An 18681-nucleotide genomic window follows, 5' to 3' on the forward strand; every position below is an offset into this window, starting at 1 on the left:
AGAACTCAAAACAGCCTATGTCTCAAGATTATCGTTATTCGTTGCCTGAACGTCCGGGTGACACCCGCCTGTTAGGCCAGCTCACCGGCTCCGCCTGCGCGCTGGAATGTGCTCAAATCAGTGAACGCCATACCGGTCCGGTTCTGCTGGTTGCGCCTGATATGCAAAATGCCCTGCGCCTGCGCGATGAAATTCAACAGTTTACTGACAACAAAGTCCTGAGTATTTCGGACTGGGAAACGCTGCCGTACGACAGTTTTTCGCCGCATCAGGAAATCATTTCATCCCGTCTGTCCAGTTTGTATCAGCTTCCTACGATGGAACGCGGCATTATCATTCTGCCGGTGAATACGCTGATGCAGCGCGTCTGCCCGCATGAGTTCCTGCACGGCCACGCGCTGGTAATGAAAAAAGGCCAGCAACTGTCGCGCGATAAACTGCGTGCACAGCTGGAACAGGCCGGTTACCGCAGCGTCGATCAGGTGATGGAGCACGGTGAGTTTGCCACCCGTGGCGCCCTGCTCGATTTGTACCCGATGGGCAGCGAAGAACCTTACCGCATTGATTTCTTTGATGATGAAATCGACAGCCTGCGCATTTTCGATGTGGATACCCAGCGCACGCTGACCGAAGTGGATCACATCAATCTGCTGCCCGCCCATGAATTCCCGACCGACAAAAATGCCATTGAGCTGTTCCGCAGCCAGTGGCGCGAAAAGTTTGAAGTGCGCCGCGACGCCGAACACGTTTATCAGCAGGTCAGCAAAGGCACCTTCCCGGCCGGTATCGAATACTGGCAACCGCTGTTTTTCAGTCAGCCGCTGACCACGTTGTTCAGTTATCTGCCGGAGAATACGCTGGTGCTGAACACCGGCGATCTGGAAGCCGCCGCCGAGCGTTTCTGGCAGGATGCCTGCCAGCGTTATGAAAGCCGCCGCGTCGATCCGATGCGTCCGCTGCTTGAGCCGGAAAACCTGTGGCTGCGGGTCGATTCACTGTACAGCGAGCTGAAAGCCTGGCCGCGCGTGCAACTGCGCACCGATTCGCTGCCGAAGAAAGCCGCGAACACCAATCTGAGCTACGAAAAGCTGCCGGACCTCTCCGTTCAGCCGCAGAACAAAACGCCGATGGATAACCTGCGCCGCTTCAATGAAGCTTTTACAGGCAGTCTGGTGTTCTCGGTAGAAAGTGAAGGCCGACGCGAAACACTTCAGGATTTGCTGGCCCGCATCAAGCTGATGCCGACGCTGATTACCCGCATTGAAGAAGCCGACACCGCCGGTCGTTACATCATGATTGGCGCGTGCGAACGCGGTTTTCTCGATGCGGATAAACAACTGGCGCTGATCTGCGAAAGCGATCTGCTGGGTGAGCGCGTGGCGCGCCGCCGTCAGGACAGCCGCCGCTCGATTAATACCGATACACTGATCCGCAATCTGGCGGAACTGCGTCCCGGCCAGCCGGTGGTGCATGTCGAACACGGCGTCGGCCGTTATCTCGGGCTGACCACGCTGGAAACCGGCGGCATCACCGCTGAATATTTGATCCTGACTTACGCCGGTGAAGACAAACTGTACGTGCCGGTTTCGTCGCTGCATCTGATCAGCCGCTATGCCGGTGGCGCAGACGAAAGCGCGCCGCTGCATAAACTCGGCGGTGAAGCCTGGTCGAAAGCGCGGCAGAAAGCCGCCGAGAAAGTCCGTGATGTGGCCGCCGAACTGCTGGATATTTACGCCCAACGCGAAGCCAAAAGCGGTTTCGCCTTCAAACACGATAAAGAACAGTATCAGCTGTTCTGTCAGGCTTTCCCGTTTGAAACCACGCCGGATCAGTCACAGGCCATTAATGCCGTGCTGACCGACATGACGCAACCGCTGGCGATGGACCGTCTGGTGTGTGGCGACGTCGGTTTCGGGAAAACCGAAGTGGCGATGCGCGCGGCTTTCCTCGCCGTGTCCAACAACAAGCAGGTTGCCGTGCTGGTCCCGACCACCTTACTGGCGCAACAGCACTTTGATAACTTCCGTGACCGCTTCGCCAGCTGGCCGGTGCGCATCGAAATGATGTCGCGTTTCCGCAGTGCCAAAGAGCAAAACGCCGTGCTGGAAGACGCGGTGGAAGGCAAAGTCGATATTATTATCGGTACGCACAAACTGCTGCAAAGCGACCTGCGATGGAAAGATCTCGGCTTGCTGATTGTCGATGAAGAGCACCGTTTCGGCGTACGTCACAAAGAACGTATTAAGGCGATGCGCGCCGATGTCGACATTCTGACCCTGACCGCGACGCCGATCCCGCGTACGCTGAACATGGCGATGAGCGGCATGCGCGACCTGTCGATTATCGCCACCCCGCCCGCGCGCCGTATGGCGGTCAAAACCTTTGTGCGCGAGTACGACAGCCTGGTGGTGCGCGAGGCGATCCTGCGTGAAATTCTGCGCGGCGGGCAGGTTTATTATCTGTATAACGATGTCGAGAATATCGAGAAAGCCTCGCAGCGGCTGGCGGAACTGGTACCGGAAGCGCGCATCGCCATCGGCCACGGCCAGATGCGTGAACGCGACCTCGAACGGGTGATGAACGATTTCCACCATCAGCGTTTCAACGTGCTGGTGTGTACCACCATCATCGAAACCGGTATCGATATCCCGACGGCGAATACCATCATTATCGAGCGGGCCGATCACTTTGGTCTGGCGCAGTTGCATCAGTTGCGTGGCCGCGTCGGGCGTTCGCACCATCAGGCGTATGCTTATCTGCTGACGCCGCCGCCGAAGGCCATGTCTGCCGATGCCCACAAGCGTCTGGAAGCCATCGCCTCGCTGGAAGATCTGGGTGCCGGTTTTGCGCTGGCGACGCACGATCTGGAAATCCGTGGCGCGGGTGAACTGCTCGGTGAAGGCCAGAGCGGCCAGATGACCAGCATCGGTTTCTCGCTGTATATGGAGCTGCTGGAAAACGCCGTCGAAGCCCTCAAGGAAGGCCGCGAACCGTCGCTGGAAGACTTAACCACCAGCCAGACGGAAGTCGAAATGCGCATGCCTGCCCTGTTGCCGGAAGATTTCATTCCTGACGTGAATACGCGCTTGTCGTTGTATAAGCGTATCGCCAGTGCGAAAACCGAAGGCGAACTGGATGAACTGCGCGTCGAGCTGATTGACCGTTTCGGCACCCTGCCGGACGGTGCGCGTAATCTGTTGCAGATTGCCGTGCTGCGCCTGAAAGCTAAAGATCTGGGCATCAAACGCATTGAAGGTAACGAGCGCGGCGGGTTCATTGAATTTGGCGATAAGAACCGCGTCGATCCGGGCTTCCTGATTGGACTGTTGCAGAAACAGCCGCAGGTCTACCGTCTCGATGGCCCGGCTAAACTGAAGTTTATGCTGGATCTGACTGACCGCCCGAAGCGCCTGAAATTCGTCGGCGATATGCTGAGTGAGTTTACTGAGCATCTGATCTGAGACTGACGACGGAAGAAAAGAAAAAGCCCGGTGAATGCCTCATTCACCGGGCTTTTTTACAGGTTCATTCCGCTATCCGCTAAGGTTTTCGCAAGGCTTTCACCTGATCGGGGGTGATATTCCCCGGCAGACCGCCAAAGGTCACGCGCAGATAATTCACCATGTCCGCGATTTGCGCATCGTTCAGACGGTCAGCAAACCCCGGCATCGGCTGCATACTTTCACCGTTGGGGAATTCCTGCGCCGGTAAGCCATCGAGCACCGAAACAATCAGGTTGCGGCCATCCGGCTGGCGCAATGTGGCGTTGTTTTGCATCGCCACCGCCACATGCGGTTTACCCGCGCCGTCCGCCATATGGCAACCGGAACACTGATCGAGATAGGTGATCCGTCCGGCGTCATTGCCGCCCTGTCGGGTTTCCACCGCCACTGCCACAGGCGGTTTATCGCCCAGCAGATAGGTGACTATCGCACGATGATCAGCGTCGGTCAGATGACGGGTACTGAGATCGATAACCTTGTGCATTTCATCAAAAGCCGAACCTTGCGGCGCAAAACCGGTGGCGAGGAAACGGCTCAGATCCGCCGGGTTCCAGCCACGTTGCGCCAGCGCCTGCGGCGTGATATCCGGCGCGGTGATGCGCCCCAGGGTGCCGCCCTGCAGATTGTTATCCGTGTCCATCTGACCCAGTTTGCCGCGCGGCGTATGGCATTCGCCACAGTGGCCGAGCACGTCCGTCAGATATTTCCCGCGCTGCCAGTCAGCCGAATTACCCGGCGAGCTGGCCGGCATCGGATCGGATGTGCGGAACAGCAAATTCCAGCCGATCATCGCCATACGCTGATTGAACGGGAAAGGCATTTCGTTTTCCGGCACCGGCTGATCCACCGCCGGACGGGTCATCAGAAACGCATACATGTCGTCTGAATCCTGACGGCTCACGCCTTTATACGAGGTGTAAGGCATTGCCGGATACAGATGACGTCCGCCCGGCGCCACACCCTGCGTCAGCGCCATATAGAAATCATCTGACGTCCAGCGGCCAATCCCCTGATCCGCCGACGGCGTCAGGTTGCTGCCAAAGATTTTGCCGAACGGCGTCTCCAGCGGATAACCGCCTGCCAGCGGTGCGCCGCCGGACGCGGTATGACACGCCGCGCAGTCAGACGCCTGTACCAGATAGCGGCCACGTTCAATCTGTGCGCTATCCGCCGTGACTTTTTGCAGCGGGCCATCCGGCGTGCGGTTTTCCCGCCACCACAGCACGGCAATCACGATGATAATCACCGCCAGCAGCGCGAGGAAAAGACGTTTTTTCATCACACAGGCTCCCGGATCAGGCCAGGGGTTTTCAGCACCACGTCACGCACCGCTTCGTAATAGCGCACATAACCGGTACAGCGGCAGATGTGATTTTCCAGCGCGCCGTTAATCGCGCCTTCCAGTTCTGACAGCGCCACCGGATGTTTTGCCAGACGTTCCAGCAACAGGGTCGCGGCGTTCACAAAGCCCGGCGTGCAGTAACCGCACTGAAAACTGTAATGCTCCATGAAAGCCTGCTGAACCGGCGACAGCGTGACGTCCCCTTTGTCATCGGTTTTCGCGTGGCCTTCGACGGTACGCACTTTTTTGCCGTTGAAGTAATGTGCGCCGGTGATGCAGGTGCGGACTTCTTCGCTGGTGCCGCTGTCATGGTCGACAATGGCGACACAGGCGTGGCAGATGCCCTGCCCGCAGCCGAGACGGCAACCGGTCAGCGCAACATATTCGTGCAGGAAGTCGATCATCATCAGGCCTTCAGGAACCTCCAGCGGGCCGTATTGTTGATGGTTAATGGTCAGCGTTAAAGGCTGCGTTTTGATGCTCATTGTAAAACCTCACGAATATTTTCAGCACGGACAGGCAAATCACGGAAACGATGGCCGGTGGCATGGGCGATGGCGTTAACCAGCGCGGCGACCACCGGGATCATCACCACTTCAGCCATGCCTTTCGGCGGATCGGTTTCCGACAGCGCGGGCAGGATATCGCTGGTCTGTTTCCAGACCGCCACATCGCTGGCACGCGGCAAATGGTAACGGTTGAAATTCCACGTTCCGTTGCCCGGCCCGTCTTCGTACAGCGGCAAATACTCGTGTAATGCGTGGCCGATACCCATCGCCAGCCCGCCCTGCAACTGGCCGGATACCAGCTCCGGCACAATCAGATTGCCGCACTCCATCACCGAATGATGGGTCAGCAGTTCGACCTTGCCGGTGGCGATCTCCACCGCGATTTCGGCCAGTGTGCCCACCGCGCTGTAATAGGTCACAGACGCGTTGTTGCGCTGCGTCGGCGGGTAATACACTGCGTCGCGCGCCAGCGTGCGGAATTCGCCCGCGCCGTTGCGCACCGCCATGCCATCCACCGGAATACGCTGACGCACATCGTTCAGGGTGAAATCCGCTTCCGCCCATTGCCAGCGGTTGAAAACATGCACCGCCGCACCGGTTATGCCGTTCATCTCGTAGGCTTTTTTCGCCAGCGTTTCGAGGCTGAGAATTTGCATGCCGTTAGCCGTCAGACCCCCTTCCACCCAGCGCGCATCTTCCTTGCGCACGACATAAGGCGCAGCCTGTCCGCCGCCGATGCCGGTTTGCCAGATAGCCATCGCCGCCGGCCAGATGCCGTTGTCGAAGATCAGGCGTGCCGCTTCGCGGGTGCTGTGCGAGAAGTAATAGGCCGAGTTACTGGCGCTGGACGGCGAACAGTAAGACGGCGACCAGCGCGGATTGGTTTGCAGTTTATCCTGCTCTTCCTGCGACATAATGTACGGGTCGCCGCTGGTTTCCACCGGCAGTACCGACCAGTCGGTCACCGAGAAATGGGCCTGTTCCGCCGGTTTTCCCAGCCATTCAGCGCACAATACGGACTGCGAGGTGGACATGCCCGTCCCCATTTCTGCGCCGCTGTGCCACAGGCTGATTTCGCCTTTTTCACTGATTTCTACGCGGGCAAATGATGTTTCCGCACCGGTACCGAAATCTTTCTGCACGCAACCAAAACCGACGCCATAACGCTTGCCGGGATGCTGGCTTTCGTACTCTGTCTTACGCGTCTCGCGCTCGGTCCATAACGGATGAACCGCGGATTTCTCCAGCACTTCATCGGCACGGATCGCCCCCGCCGGAATGGCACCCTGCGTATTTTTCATGCCGGATTTCAGCACGTTGCGTAAGCGAAACGCGATCGGATCCAGCTTCAGTTCGGCGGCCAGTTCATCCATCATCATTTCGGTGGCGGCCATACTTTGCAGCGTGCCGTAGCCACGGGCAGACCCGGCATCCAGCGCGCGCGAGGCCAGCCCGACGGCGGATAAATCACTTTTGGGGAAGTAGTAAATCGACTGCGCAGCGGTTGCGCCCACCATCACCACCGACGGTGTAAAGTTGCTGCGCCCGCCGCCATCTGCGGTCATCGCCGCATGGAAGGACTGCAACATACCGGTTTTACGGTTAACGGCGATGTCGTAATTCATGTCAAACGCGTGGCGTTTAAGGGAAGACTGGAACTGTTCGAAGCGGTCATTGGCCAGACGCACCGGCAAACCGTCGCCGTACATCGCCGCAACCGCACCGTAATACGGGAAGTTGTAGTGATCTTTAGAGCCATAACCGACGGTGTAACACGGATGCATGATCAGCGTTTTTACCGTGCGGTGCGATTTCGCCATCATACGCGGCATCTCGTCCGCCACTTCCTGCGGCGACTGGGTCGGCACCACCATATGCAGGGTTTGCGTCGCCGCATCGTACCAGCCGTTCGCGTTATCCGGTTCGAGGGCCGAGGTATCTACCGACTGCGTGGTGAATTTACGCGACATCACCAGCCAGTCCTGCGGCGGCGATTTCAGTTCCTCCGCCATTTCACCGGCGTAGAACATGCCCTGCTCATCCAGCTTGCCGCCTTCGCGCCCTTCCGGCCACACCGGCAGGTGCTTGCGCATCCCGACCGGGAATACCGGCATGTCTTTCAGGCTGGAGAACGTATCGTCTTCAAAAGCGGTTTCGCCGCCGACACGCACAAAACGGAACGTGCCCCAAGGATCCCGTTCCAGCGGTCCGGTTTTCTCACCGTAGCGCACCACGTTGTCTTTGAATTTGAGAGCATTTTTGGCGAAACGGAACCGGGCGAAATCCTGATACACCAGAATCGCCACCGCCTGCCCCAGATAGGCCGGGGTTTTGCCTTCCGGCAGCAGCATGTCTTCGCCATAAAAGGCGGGAAACGCCAGTCCGTCGCGGGCCAGCACATCGGCGGTGACCAGCTGATCGGGCTGTAAATCGTCGCCGAGCAGGGAGAGGTCTAACCCGGTATACATTTTATCGGCTTCGGTCACGCGGATGATAAAGGCGTGCGCCTGTTTTTGCGGCCAGTGCGGCATGTCCTGAGCGCGGATATCACGTGCAAACACTTTTTGCCCCATGACTTTCGCTTTGCCATCAATACGGAAACGAACGCGTTTGTTTTGCGCATCCCATTGGGGAGATTGCAGAATTTTTTCTTCGAACAGCGCGGCATAAGCACGGCTGTGCAACGGCGCGAGATAAACGGAGACACCAGCGATCACAGCGCCTTTCACAAAGCGCCGCCTGGACGGGTTGAAATTGCTCATAAATTCCTTTGCTTCTTATTGTCTTTCTTATAATTCGGTAATTTCATGACCGTTAAAATCCTGAAAATACCGTTTAACGCGGTGGATTATAGGTGTACGGCTTTCTGCAAGTCATGATGAATCACACATTTTTAATATTTCATTCACAATTTTGCGCAAATTAATGCGATAATTATTTCTGTTGCGCAAACAATGAACAAAAGGGATTGACGCCAGATGAGACAGATTTCATTGCCACTGACGGGGCATAAAAGCGATACCCGGGCGGAAAAAACCGGGGCAGGCCTCTGAATCCGCCGTCGCAGGAAACAGCATAAAATCCTGTCATCACCGCGCACCCGCTGGTTCCCCACTCTCCCGCTTATTTCGTACGGAAATCTGCATGCAGCATCTTGATAATCAGGTTATTTCTCAGGCCGCCGGATGGCTGGCCCATCAGCCGGTATGGTTGTGTACCGTGCTGGCGACCTACGGTTCTTCCCCGCGTGCGCCGGGCGCACTGATGGCGGCGACCCGTGACGGGCACTTTTGTGGCTCGCTTTCAGGTGGCTGTGTCGAAGAGGATTTTTTACAGCGCCTTGCGGCTGGCGATTATCTGCAGGCCAGTCAGGTGGTGCGCTACGGCGAAGGCGGGCTGACGCCGAATATTGCCCTGCCCTGTGGCGGCGCTCTGGATGTTCTGATCGAATACCTGCCCGCGACCACGGGCAGTGTGGATTATCTGCAAAAGATGGGCATGGCGCTGGCGGGACATTACGCGCTCACTAAAACACTGACGCTGCCTGCCGCCTGTGATCATCTGGCCCTGACGGATTATCAGCACGGCACCCAGGTGATACGCGACGGCAACACGGTGACGCTGCATCTGGCGGCCGCACCGCGTCTGCTGATTGCCGGGTTATCCGCCGTCGCGCTGTATTGCGCAGAGTTTGCCAGCGCACTGGGGTTTGAGGTGGTGGTGTGCGAATGTCGCGATGACGTGCTGGAGAATTTTCTCCCCGCACTTAAAACGGATATCCGGCTGGAAAAGCAGTTCCCGGCAAAGTATCTCGAACAGCAGGGCTGTCATGCCAATACCGCGATTGTGGCACTGACCCACGATCCGCGAATGGATGACCTGACGCTGATGGAAGCCGTGAATACTCCGGCGTTTTATATCGGCGCGATGGGGTCTCAGCGCAACAGCGCCCGCCGCCGTGAGCGGCTGCAAAGTATTGCGGATTTCTCCCATGAGGATGTTGCCCGTGTGCACGCACCGGTTGGCTTAGCCATCGGCAGCAAAACCCCCGCGGAGATTGCGCTGGCCGTCATGGCTGACATCGTGAAGCACAAAAACGGCATAAAAAAGCCTGAGGTTTGCGCCTCAGGCTCGTTGCAGTCTGCGTTACCCTGACATCAGGTCCGGGTAAGTTGCAGCTGTCCGCTTTTATCCAGCGGGATCTGGGTACCCGGATCGTGGTCCATGCGCACTTTCCCTTGCTGATCGCCTATTTTATAGGTCACATCATAACCCAGCGTTTTTTCATCCTTGTCGTACACGGTTTTACAGCGTTGCTGCTGCGTGGTGTACGTGTCGTTTTCCTGCATGCTGCTTTGCACGCGGTTACCTGCATAACCGCCCCCGAGCGCACCGGCTACCGTCGCGACATCACGTCCGCGGCCGCCACCAAACTGGTGACCCAGTACACCCCCGGCGACAGCACCCAGTACCGAACCGGCAATCTGATGCTCATCCTGGACAGGGCGTCGGTGAGTGACGGTCACGTTGCGACATTCCTGACGCGGGGTTTTGGTGGTTTCTTTGATTGGCGTCGCGCTGACAACCTGCGCGTACTGCGGGCCAGATGAAAAGACATTCATGCTTGCAACGCCAGCAATGCCCAACGCCGCAGCCACTCCGATACCGACCCCAGCTAACATTGACTTGTTCACAGGACTTCCTCCGAAAATGTTACCACGCAATGGCTCCGTTACCGGCAGCCTCTCAGCGGACAACAGCACATCTGAGATCCGGCGTGCGTGAATCGCCGTCTGTGACAATCTGTTCTTGTAAACGTAATGTTAAGTGTGCACAGCAAAACGTAAGCAAACAATAAGACGAACTCTGTAAGTGGGATAAATGACGGAGCTGCCGGGTGTTTCGGAGGATTCTTAGCTGACAATGACACAATGGCGGAATCTTATGCTGTTTGCAGGGTCACCGGGGCTAAAAAGAAAAAAGCCTGTCATAAACAGGCTCTTAGGTATGAAACGATTCAGCTGGCGTTGAAAAAAAACGCCAGTGAACAGGTATCAGTGCAGTTTCAGACGCGGACGGATCACGCGGTTGATGCCGCCGACCAGCATCATCAGACCGGTTTTGATGTAACCGTGCAATGCAATCTGGTGCATACGGTACAGCGAGATGTAAACCAGTCGCGCCAGACGCCCTTCCACCATCATGGAACCGCGCATCAGGTTGCCCATCAGGCTGCCGACCGTACTGAAGCGCGACAGGGAAACCAGCGAGCCGTGGTCTTTATACACGTAAGGTTTCAGGCTCTGGCCTTTGCGTTGCGCCATGATATTGGCGAAGCAACGGGACGCCATCTGGTGCGCAGACTGGGCGCGTGGCGGCACAAAACCACCGGCCGGTTGCGGACAGGACGCACAGTCGCCGATGGCGTAGATGTTCGGGTCGCGCGTGGTTTGCAGCGTCGGTTCAACCACCAGCTGATTGATACGGTTGGTTTCCAGACCGGCGATCTCTTTCATGAAGTCAGGGGCTTTAATCCCCGCCGCCCAGACCATCAGGTCTGCATCAATGAATTCACCGGATTTGGTGTTCAGGCCATTTTTATCGGCGCTGGTCACCATGGTCTGCGTCAGAACCCGCACGCCCAGTTTGGTCAGTTCATTGTGCGCCGCCGCAGAAATTCGCGGAGGCAAGGCAGGCAGAATACGCTCACCGGCTTCCACCAGCGTGACGTTCAGCGCTTCGCTGTCCAGACCTTCAAAACCGTAACTGTGCAACTGTTTCACCGCATTGTGCAGCTCGGCAGACAGTTCAACTCCGGTCGCCCCGCCGCCGACAATGGCGATGTTCACTTTCTTCTGCTTGTCTTCACTTGCAGAGAATTTGAGGAACAGGTTCAGCATTTCGTTATGGAAACGGTGCGCCTGATGCGGGTTATCCAGGAAGATGCAGTGATCTTTCACGCCCGGCGTACCGAAATCGTTAGAGGTACTGCCCAGCGCCATCACCAGTGTGTCGTACGCGATATCACGCACCGGCACCAGCAACTCACCGTTTTCATCGCAAATTTCCGCGAGTTTAATGGTCTGGCTGTCACGGTCGATGTCGGTCAGTGAACCGATCTGGAAGGTAAAACCGTGGTTGCGGGCATGAGCCAGATAGCTCAGCGCATCCACGCCGTCATCCAGGCTGCCGGTGGCCACTTCGTGTAACAGCGGTTTCCAGAGATGGCTGTGGTTACGGTCGACCAGAATGATCTCCGCTTTTTTCTTACGGCCGAGTTTATGGCCCAGGCTGGTCGCCAGTTCCAGACCGCCGGCGCCACCGCCGATAATCACAATTTTCTTCATTGGTGATGTCAAAATGACCCCCTCAAATGTGAACCAATTGTTATATAAGAGTAAAAATATTATCCTTATATTACATAGGGTTGCTTAAGTTAAATCGGTATCTGAGACGGAGGATATCACGCGTGGTGATTTGGTCATACCAAAATTGATATAGGTCAATTTAAATTCAATTGGATAATTTGAGTTACGGAAATGGCACGCATTTTGACATTTTTAAATCAGCGGGTTAGAGGCACATCTGATGGAAAAACGATTTCGAAGACGGGAATGACATCGTTAAAAAAACCACTGCCCGGAGACAGTGGTTTTGAGTAATTCAGAAACGACTTGTTAAATCAGGCGATGTTTTTGAACGCCTTAATGCGTTGCAGATGCGTCGAGATATCCCTGAATTTGTGGGTCTGATGCTCGTCCCATTCAACCGGATAGTAGTGATGCAACTTCTCAGCGGTTTGACTGCTGTCGAGCACGCCATCTTCACGGGATAAAATCACCAGACAACGGTCACGGTTTTTCTCGCGGAAATCACTGATGCACTTGGTGGCGATATCTTCATATTCTTCCGGACGGTCGATTTTGCCCGCCATATTATCCTGCGGCGACAGGTTCGGGTTGAACATCACCTGACGGATCCCGCACAGAAAACCAATGCGTTCAGCCCAGAAACCGCCCAGCCCGACGCCGCAAATCAGCGCATTTTTATCGGTCGTTTCGTGCAGTACTTTATCGACTTCTTTCAGCAAATGTTGCATGTCATGACGCGGATGCAGCGTGCTGTAACTGATGAAGCGCACGTCCGGATCAATGAACTGGAGCTGCAACACTTTCTCGTGGTTACCGGGACTGGTTGAATCGAAGCCATGCAAATAGATAATCATCGTTTACCTCATCCTGAATGTGCGTTGAACCCTTCACGCGGTCGGAAAAACGTTACAGGGCAGCCTGTTTGTGTTCCTGCCAGCGGGCGTCGAGAGCGGTAAGATCGCGGTTTGCCTGCTTCCAGCGATCCGAATTTCGCAGATCCTGACGGGCCTGTTTCCCGCTGTACAATCCGCGATGATACAAGTGTGCAACACGTTCAGCGTTGACCGGGGACAGGTTATCCAGCACGCTTACCGCACCTTTACGGTTATTACAGGCCAGGATCATGTCACAACCGGCATCAAGCGACGCCTGCGCGCGCTCAGGATAAGTGCCCATGATTGCCGCACCTTCCATCGAGATATCGTCAGAGAAAATCACGCCGTCAAACTTCAGTTCCTTGCGCAGAATGTCCTGCAACCAGTATGGCGAACCACTGGCCGGACGCGGATCGGCCTGCGTATAAATCACGTGTGCGGGCATCACGGCATCCAGCAATTTACGCGCGTTAAGCTGGCGGAAGATGGCCATGTCGTGCTCACGGATCTCCGCCAGCGGGCGGTCGTCACGCGGGGTTTCTTTATGCGAGTCCGCGCTGACCGCGCCGTGTCCCGGGAAATGTTTGCCGGTGGTTTTCATGCCAGCGGAATGCATACCGAGAATATATTGCTCTGCCATGTCCAGCGCTTTCGCCGGCTCAGCATGGAACGAGCGTTCACCGATAGCGGCGCTGATATGCCCGATATCCAGTACCGGCGCAAAGCTGATGTCGATATCCATCGCAATCATTTCTGAAGCCATCAGCCAGCCACTTTCCTGCGCCAGCCGTGCGGCCTCATGGGGCGCATTGAGGGCGGCAAAAGATTGTGCCGCAGGCAAACGGGTAAAACCTTCGCGGAAACGCTGTACGCGCCCGCCTTCCTGATCCACCGCCAGCACCAGCCTGTCGTGTGACGCGGCGCGGATCTGGCGGATCAGTTCATGTAACTGATCAACATCATGATAATTACGGGTGAATAAAATCAGCCCGCCCACCAGCGGGTGCTGCAAAATTTCACGTTCTTCGGCATCCAGCGCGTAGCCAGCGACATCCAGCATTACAGGTCCCAACAAAATGGACACTCCTTTTTATTTTCAGACGATTATCACGGTCGCAACGGGTGCGCCCATTCACGGTATTTATGATCGCCGGTCTGCTGCCAGCGCACTTCAAACCACATCAGCATCAGGTAATCGATCCAGGGGATCCAGCGCCTTATCTGCTGCTGTAAACGCAAGATATCCTGATACCCCCCCGCGTCCACATACTGCTGAATGAAGACGTGTTGCTGCTGCACATCCCAGCCATTGCCCCGGATCAGCGCCGCCAGTTCCAGCGCAACATCCGCATTCGCCGCGTATTCCCAGTCAATCAGCCGCAGGCCGTCAGGCGTATCCAGCACATTCCCGGCGTGGATATCCATATGCACCAGCGCCAGTTTCAGCGGCGCAGGCGGCGTCTGCGACATCATGTTACGGTGCAAGCGCAACCAGCGTGGCGTCAGCCTGCGACGGTCAATATGCTGCCAGTAACGGGCAAACTGCTGCGGTAAATCCAGCCGGTAGCCGGACAGCGGCAACCGGTGCAGTGCGACCAGCCGCTGGCTTAATGCCTGCTGAGCCGCAGCGTCTGCAAACGCCGCAGGGGTCAGCGGCGTGCCGTCGAGCCAGTCCACCAGTAACCAGGGCGGAGAGTAAAGTCTGACACAAGGACCTAACGGATGCCGCGCGATATGCCGCAAAATTGCCGCTTCACGACGCCGGTCAGCGCCTGAAACCTGCCGCTGCACAGACTGATGGCGCGCCAGCAGGGTGCCAGCGGATGAACTGATTTTCCAGCTTTCCCCCGTCAGCCCGGCAACCGGCGTTAAACGAAAACCGGCGGTTTTCACCGCCGGATAATGCTGCTCAATCAGGTGCCGGAGTTCAGCCTTAATTGCGGACGGCACCGCGACCTGACCAGACGATTTCCCCGCTCGGCGCGGTAATCAGACGCATCGACATAGTCGGCGCTTTCACGTCGCCGCTCACGGTGCTGTAAAGCACATACTGCGCTTTCACGATATTCGCCAGACCGATAGCTTTGCTGACTGACGCCAGGCTGTCATCCGGTGATAATCCCAGTGACTGTTTGGCCGACGCCAGTTGCTCAGCAGGTACCACCTGGAATGTGGTGTTGTTCGCCAGCGCATTACGCAAGGCATCGGTGGCTTTCGCCATTTGCAGCGAACCGTTGGTGCTGTTTTTCACGCTATCCACCAGCAGAACGCTGCCCGGCTGGACGCCGTCTGCTTTCAGCATTTTTGCCAGCATCGGCTCAACGGTAGACGTCCAGTCAATGTTGGCAAATTTTGGTGGCTGCGGAACGGGCTGAACCTGCGGCTGTTCCGGAACAGGCGGGTTCACCGGCGGTAACGGTTGTTGCGGCTGCTGCGGTTGTTCAGGCTGCTGTGGCTGGTTTTGTTGCTGGTTAGGCAATGTACAACCCCCGAGGATCAGTGCGGCCATCGCCACAATGAGAAAATACTTTTTCATCAACCTTCTCCGTACAGAAAATTAGAGATAAAGGTAAATACGCACACTGTACGCATCAAGATTGCCGTTCTGGGAGCTGACGTCCACGCTGCTGTTGGCAGGAACGGTCACGGTTCTGGCTTCGGCGACCGGGAATAAATCCAGCCCCTGTTTATCATACCAATAGAAACGGTAATGCAGGGTGACAGGGTGTGGCTGGTTGTTATTGAGTGTGCTGGTGGCTTTTTTCTGCCCGCCGGAGTCAGACACCGTTGGCGAGCCAGGGATAATGCCCGCCGTCAGAACGGGAGATTCCATGACCACTCTTTGTTGATTATTGAGCGCAATAGTGGGCTTGCTGCTACAGCCTATCAACAACATTACCGGCAATAACGCCATCAGAAAACGCATGTTTACCCTTACTGACGAGACAGCAATGGACCCAGTGCACGGCCACCGACCAGATGCATATGGATGTGATAAACCTCTTGCCCGGCGTCACGGTTGCAGTTGACGATCAGACGATAGCCGCTTTCTGCTATCCCTTCCTGCTCGGCAATTTTCGCGGCCACGGTCATCATTCTGCCCAATGCCGCTTCATGCGTGGCATCCACGTCGTTCATGGTCGGGATCAGGATATTGGGGATAATCAGGATATGGCTCGGTGCCTGAGGAGAAATGTCACGAAACGCGGTGACCAGTTCGTCCTGAAAAACGATATCGGCGGGGATTTCACCGCGAATAATTTTGCTGAAAATTGTCTCTTCGGCCATCTTGACTGTCCTTAACAAAGTAAAAAGCGTTGTACGCAGTATGGGTTAGAATTTCCATTCCTTTCAACCTGATTACGCTTTTTGATGCTTAATTGACGCAGAAAGCGCCAGCCAGCGCCCTGCCAAATCGCAGGCATAAAAAAAGGAGGCCGAAGCCTCCTCTTTCAGAATGGGTCAATACGCACCATTAATGGTTACGCATGTACTCGTCCATATCGGTTTTCAGGTTGTCAGACTTGGTACCGAAAATCGCCTGAACACCAGAACCCGCAACCACCACACCTGCTGCACCCAGTTTTTTCAGGCCAGCCTGATCAACTTTGGACACATCCGCCACGCTGACGCGCAGACGGGTAATACAGGCATCGAGGTTAGTGATGTTTTCTTTACCGCCGAAAGCCTGAACCAGAGAAGCAGACATTTCTGAGCCGCCCTGTGCTGAGGTTTCGCTGGTCGCGTCTTCACGGCCAGGGGTTTTCAGATCCAGTTTCGCAATCAGGAAACGGAAGATGCTGTAGTAAATGACCGCATACACCGCACCCACGATTGGGAACAACCAGATTTTGCTGCTGTTACCGCTCAGGACGATGAAGTCGATCAGACCGTGCGAGAAGCTGGTACCGTCACGCATACCCAACAGGATACAGATCGGGAATGCCAGACCGGCCAGAATCGCGTGGATCACATACAGGATCGGCGCAACGAACATGAAGGAGAATTCGATTGGCTCGGTGATACCGGTCAGGAATGCAGTCAGTGCAGCGGAAATCATGATACCGCCGACTTTTGCACGGTTTTCAGGTTTCGCTGAGTGCCAGATGGCCACCGCCGCAGCAGGCAGACCGTACATTTTGAACAGGAAGCCGCCGGACAGTTTACCCGCAGTCGGGTCACCCGCCATATAACGTGGGATATCGCCGTGGAACACCTGACCTGCAGAGTTCACGTACTCACCGATTTGCATCTGGAACGGAACGTTCCAGATATGGTGCAGACCAAACGGCACCAGCGCACGTTCTACCACGCCGTAAATACCAAATGCCACAACCGGGTTCTGATAAGCCGCCCATTGTGAGAAGGTCTGAATACCTGTGCCGATAGGTGGCCAGATGAAGGACAGCACCACACCTAGGATAATCGCAGCCAGACCAGAGATGATCGGAACAAAACGTTTACCGGCGAAGAAGCCCAGATATTCTGGCAGCTTGATGCGGTAGAAACGGTTGAACATGTAGGCCGCAATCGCACCGGAGATAATACCGCCGAGTACGCCGGTATCCGCCAGATGCTTGGCTGCAATTTCTTCAGCCGGCAAATGCAGAACCAGAGGGGCAACCACCGCCATGGTTTTCACCATGATGCCGTAGGCTACAACGGACGCCAGTGCAGAAACACCGTCGTTGTTGGTGAAGCCTAAAGCCACACCGATAGCAAAGATCAGAGGCATGTTAGCGAAGACTGAACCACCGGCTTCGGCCATAACATGGGAAACGATCATTGGCAGCCAGCTAAAGTTTGCAGAACCGACGCCAAGCAGGATACCTGCGATTGGCAGTACGGATACTGGCAGCATTAGCGATTTACCGACCTTTTGAAGGTTTGCAAACGCGTTCTTAAACATAATTGAGTGTGCTCCTGAGTAATGATGCTTTTTGATACTTCATGCGGTGCAGTGTGTTAACTGACCGCTTTGCAAAAGGGTGATGAACCTTTTGCTGTCGGGTGTCTGAGCACCCCTTTTAATTTTTACGAAGGGTAAAATAATTCCCTTTGTTAATGTTTGATGGCAGTCACGTTTTTCTGAAAAATGCAGTAAGTACGTCTTAATAACCGCCATTTATCAACACAAAATCCGAAGAAAGGCAGCCTGACACCGCCAAAAACGGTGCCAAGATACCTCATTCAGAGGATTAATTACGAGGTGAAAAATAAATACAGTGAATATGACCCAGCCTAAGGCTAGATCAGACGGGCGCTGTCGATGTGAAATAATCGTGAAAAGTTTGCTGTTGTGGCTTCGGCGAGTTGCTCCACGCTCACCCCTTTGAGCACCGCCATATAATCGGCCACGTCACGTACATAAGCAGGCTGGTTTTCTTTGCCACGGTGCGGTACCGGCGCCAGATAAGGCGAATCAGTTTCCACCAGCAGCCGGTCCAGCGGCACATAACGCGCCACTTCACGCAATGCTTCCGCGTTGCGGAAGGTCACAATGCCGGAAAACGAGATGCAGAACCCCAGATCCAGCAGATATTTCGCCGTCGGTAAGTCTTCGGTGAAACAGTGCAGAACGCCGCCACACTCCCCTGCCTTTTCTTCGGTCAAAATATCCAGCGTGTCCTGGCGTGCATCACGGGTATGCACGATGACCGGCTTGTTCAGTTCACGGCCAATGCGGATGTGTTCGCGGAAAGAGTCCTGTTGCAGTTTCAGCTGATGCGCTTCTTTCTGGTAAAAATAATCAAGACCGGTTTCGCCCATCGCCACCACCTTCGGGCTGGCCGCAAGCTGACGCAGTTCGCCGAAATCATACCCTTCGTCGATATTCAGCGGATGGACACCGCAGGAAAAAGCCACATCAGGGCGATCGCCGATCAGTTGCGTCATCGCCTGATATCCCGGCAATGTCGTTGCAACCGCCAGCATGAATTTCACATCACGCTCGCGCGCTTTTTCCAGCACGTTATCTACGCCGGAATGCAGTTCGTCGTAATCAAGGCTGTCGAGATGGCAGTGGGAATCAACTAAAAACATGGTCATTAACTCGTTACGGTCTGTTTAGATAAATCGGTA

Annotated in this window: 15 protein-coding genes; 2 read left to right on the plus strand and 13 right to left on the minus strand. The window is 55.6% G+C overall.

Annotated elements, in window-relative coordinates:
• Positions 1-17: 17 nt before the first annotated feature.
• Positions 18-3461 (plus strand): transcription-repair coupling factor, encoded by a 3444-nt coding sequence (gene mfd / locus EYY67_RS00080; protein WP_131692562.1) that lies wholly within the window; start codon positions 18-20, stop codon positions 3459-3461.
• Positions 3462-3540: 79 nt separating this feature from the next.
• On the opposite strand, the gene EYY67_RS00085 is transcribed toward mfd, so the two are convergent.
• The 3 genes from EYY67_RS00085 to EYY67_RS00095 are packed head-to-tail and all read right to left on the minus strand — an operon-like array spanning position 3541 to position 8116.
• Positions 3541-4782, minus strand: a complete 1242-nt coding sequence (locus EYY67_RS00085) for a cytochrome c (protein ID WP_131692563.1) — start codon at positions 4780-4782, stop codon at positions 3541-3543.
• Entirely contained in the window at positions 4782-5330 is a 549-nt protein-coding gene (locus EYY67_RS00090; protein ID WP_131692564.1) for a (2Fe-2S)-binding protein, read from the minus strand. The genes EYY67_RS00085 and EYY67_RS00090 overlap by 1 nt, the downstream gene beginning before the upstream one ends.
• Complete coding sequence (locus tag EYY67_RS00095) at positions 5327-8116, minus strand: xanthine dehydrogenase family protein molybdopterin-binding subunit (protein WP_131692565.1); 2790 nt, start codon at positions 8114-8116, stop codon at positions 5327-5329. Before EYY67_RS00095 ends, EYY67_RS00090 begins: the two co-directional genes overlap by 4 nt.
• A gap of 382 nt (positions 8117-8498) precedes the next feature.
• Here EYY67_RS00095 and EYY67_RS00100 point away from each other — a divergent pair, with 382 nt between their 5' ends.
• Complete coding sequence (locus EYY67_RS00100; protein WP_131692566.1) at positions 8499-9509, plus strand: XdhC family protein; 1011 nt, start codon at positions 8499-8501, stop codon at positions 9507-9509.
• Between the two features lie 2 nt (positions 9510-9511).
• On the opposite strand, the gene EYY67_RS00105 is transcribed toward EYY67_RS00100, so the two are convergent.
• The 10 genes from EYY67_RS00105 to EYY67_RS00150 form a co-directional block, all read right to left on the minus strand.
• The gene (locus EYY67_RS00105) at positions 9512-10048 is read right to left on the minus strand and encodes a glycine zipper 2TM domain-containing protein (protein WP_095921353.1); all 537 of its coding nucleotides are present in this window, start codon (positions 10046-10048) and stop codon (positions 9512-9514) included.
• Between the two features lie 360 nt (positions 10049-10408).
• Positions 10409-11713, minus strand: coding sequence for an NAD(P)/FAD-dependent oxidoreductase (locus EYY67_RS00110; RefSeq protein ID WP_095921352.1), 1305 nt, complete (start codon positions 11711-11713; stop codon positions 10409-10411).
• A gap of 323 nt (positions 11714-12036) precedes the next feature.
• Complete coding sequence (gene ycfP / locus EYY67_RS00115; RefSeq protein ID WP_119826468.1) at positions 12037-12579, minus strand: alpha/beta hydrolase YcfP; 543 nt, start codon at positions 12577-12579, stop codon at positions 12037-12039.
• 52 nt (positions 12580-12631) lie between these two features.
• The gene (nagZ, locus tag EYY67_RS00120) at positions 12632-13660 is read right to left on the minus strand and encodes a beta-N-acetylhexosaminidase (RefSeq protein WP_119826470.1); all 1029 of its coding nucleotides are present in this window, start codon (positions 13658-13660) and stop codon (positions 12632-12634) included.
• Positions 13661-13707: 47 nt separating this feature from the next.
• A complete protein-coding gene (locus tag EYY67_RS00125; protein ID WP_131692683.1) occupies positions 13708-14514 on the minus strand; it encodes a phosphotransferase in 807 nt (268 codons plus the stop codon).
• 19 nt (positions 14515-14533) lie between these two features.
• Positions 14534-15136: a penicillin-binding protein activator LpoB gene (lpoB, locus tag EYY67_RS00130; protein WP_095921349.1), complete on the minus strand. Its 603-nt coding sequence runs from the start codon at positions 15134-15136 to the stop codon at positions 14534-14536.
• 21 nt (positions 15137-15157) lie between these two features.
• Positions 15158-15526, minus strand: a complete 369-nt coding sequence (locus EYY67_RS00135; RefSeq protein WP_095921348.1) for a YcfL family putative periplasmic lipoprotein — start codon at positions 15524-15526, stop codon at positions 15158-15160.
• An 8-nt stretch (positions 15527-15534) separates the two neighbouring features.
• A complete protein-coding gene (gene hinT / locus EYY67_RS00140; RefSeq protein ID WP_131692567.1) occupies positions 15535-15888 on the minus strand; it encodes a purine nucleoside phosphoramidase in 354 nt (117 codons plus the stop codon).
• Between the two features lie 187 nt (positions 15889-16075).
• Positions 16076-17509: a PTS glucose transporter subunit IIBC gene (ptsG, locus tag EYY67_RS00145; RefSeq protein ID WP_095921346.1), complete on the minus strand. Its 1434-nt coding sequence runs from the start codon at positions 17507-17509 to the stop codon at positions 16076-16078.
• A gap of 338 nt (positions 17510-17847) precedes the next feature.
• Positions 17848-18642 carry a metal-dependent hydrolase gene (locus EYY67_RS00150; protein WP_131692568.1) on the minus strand — a complete coding sequence of 265 codons (795 nt, stop codon included), beginning with the start codon at positions 18640-18642 and terminating at the stop codon, positions 17848-17850.
• Between the last annotated feature and the right edge of the window lie 39 nt (positions 18643-18681).

Origin of the sequence: Rahnella victoriana (assembly GCF_004330295.1) — a bacterium.
Taxonomy (GTDB): Bacteria; Pseudomonadota; Gammaproteobacteria; order Enterobacterales; family Enterobacteriaceae; genus Rahnella; species Rahnella victoriana.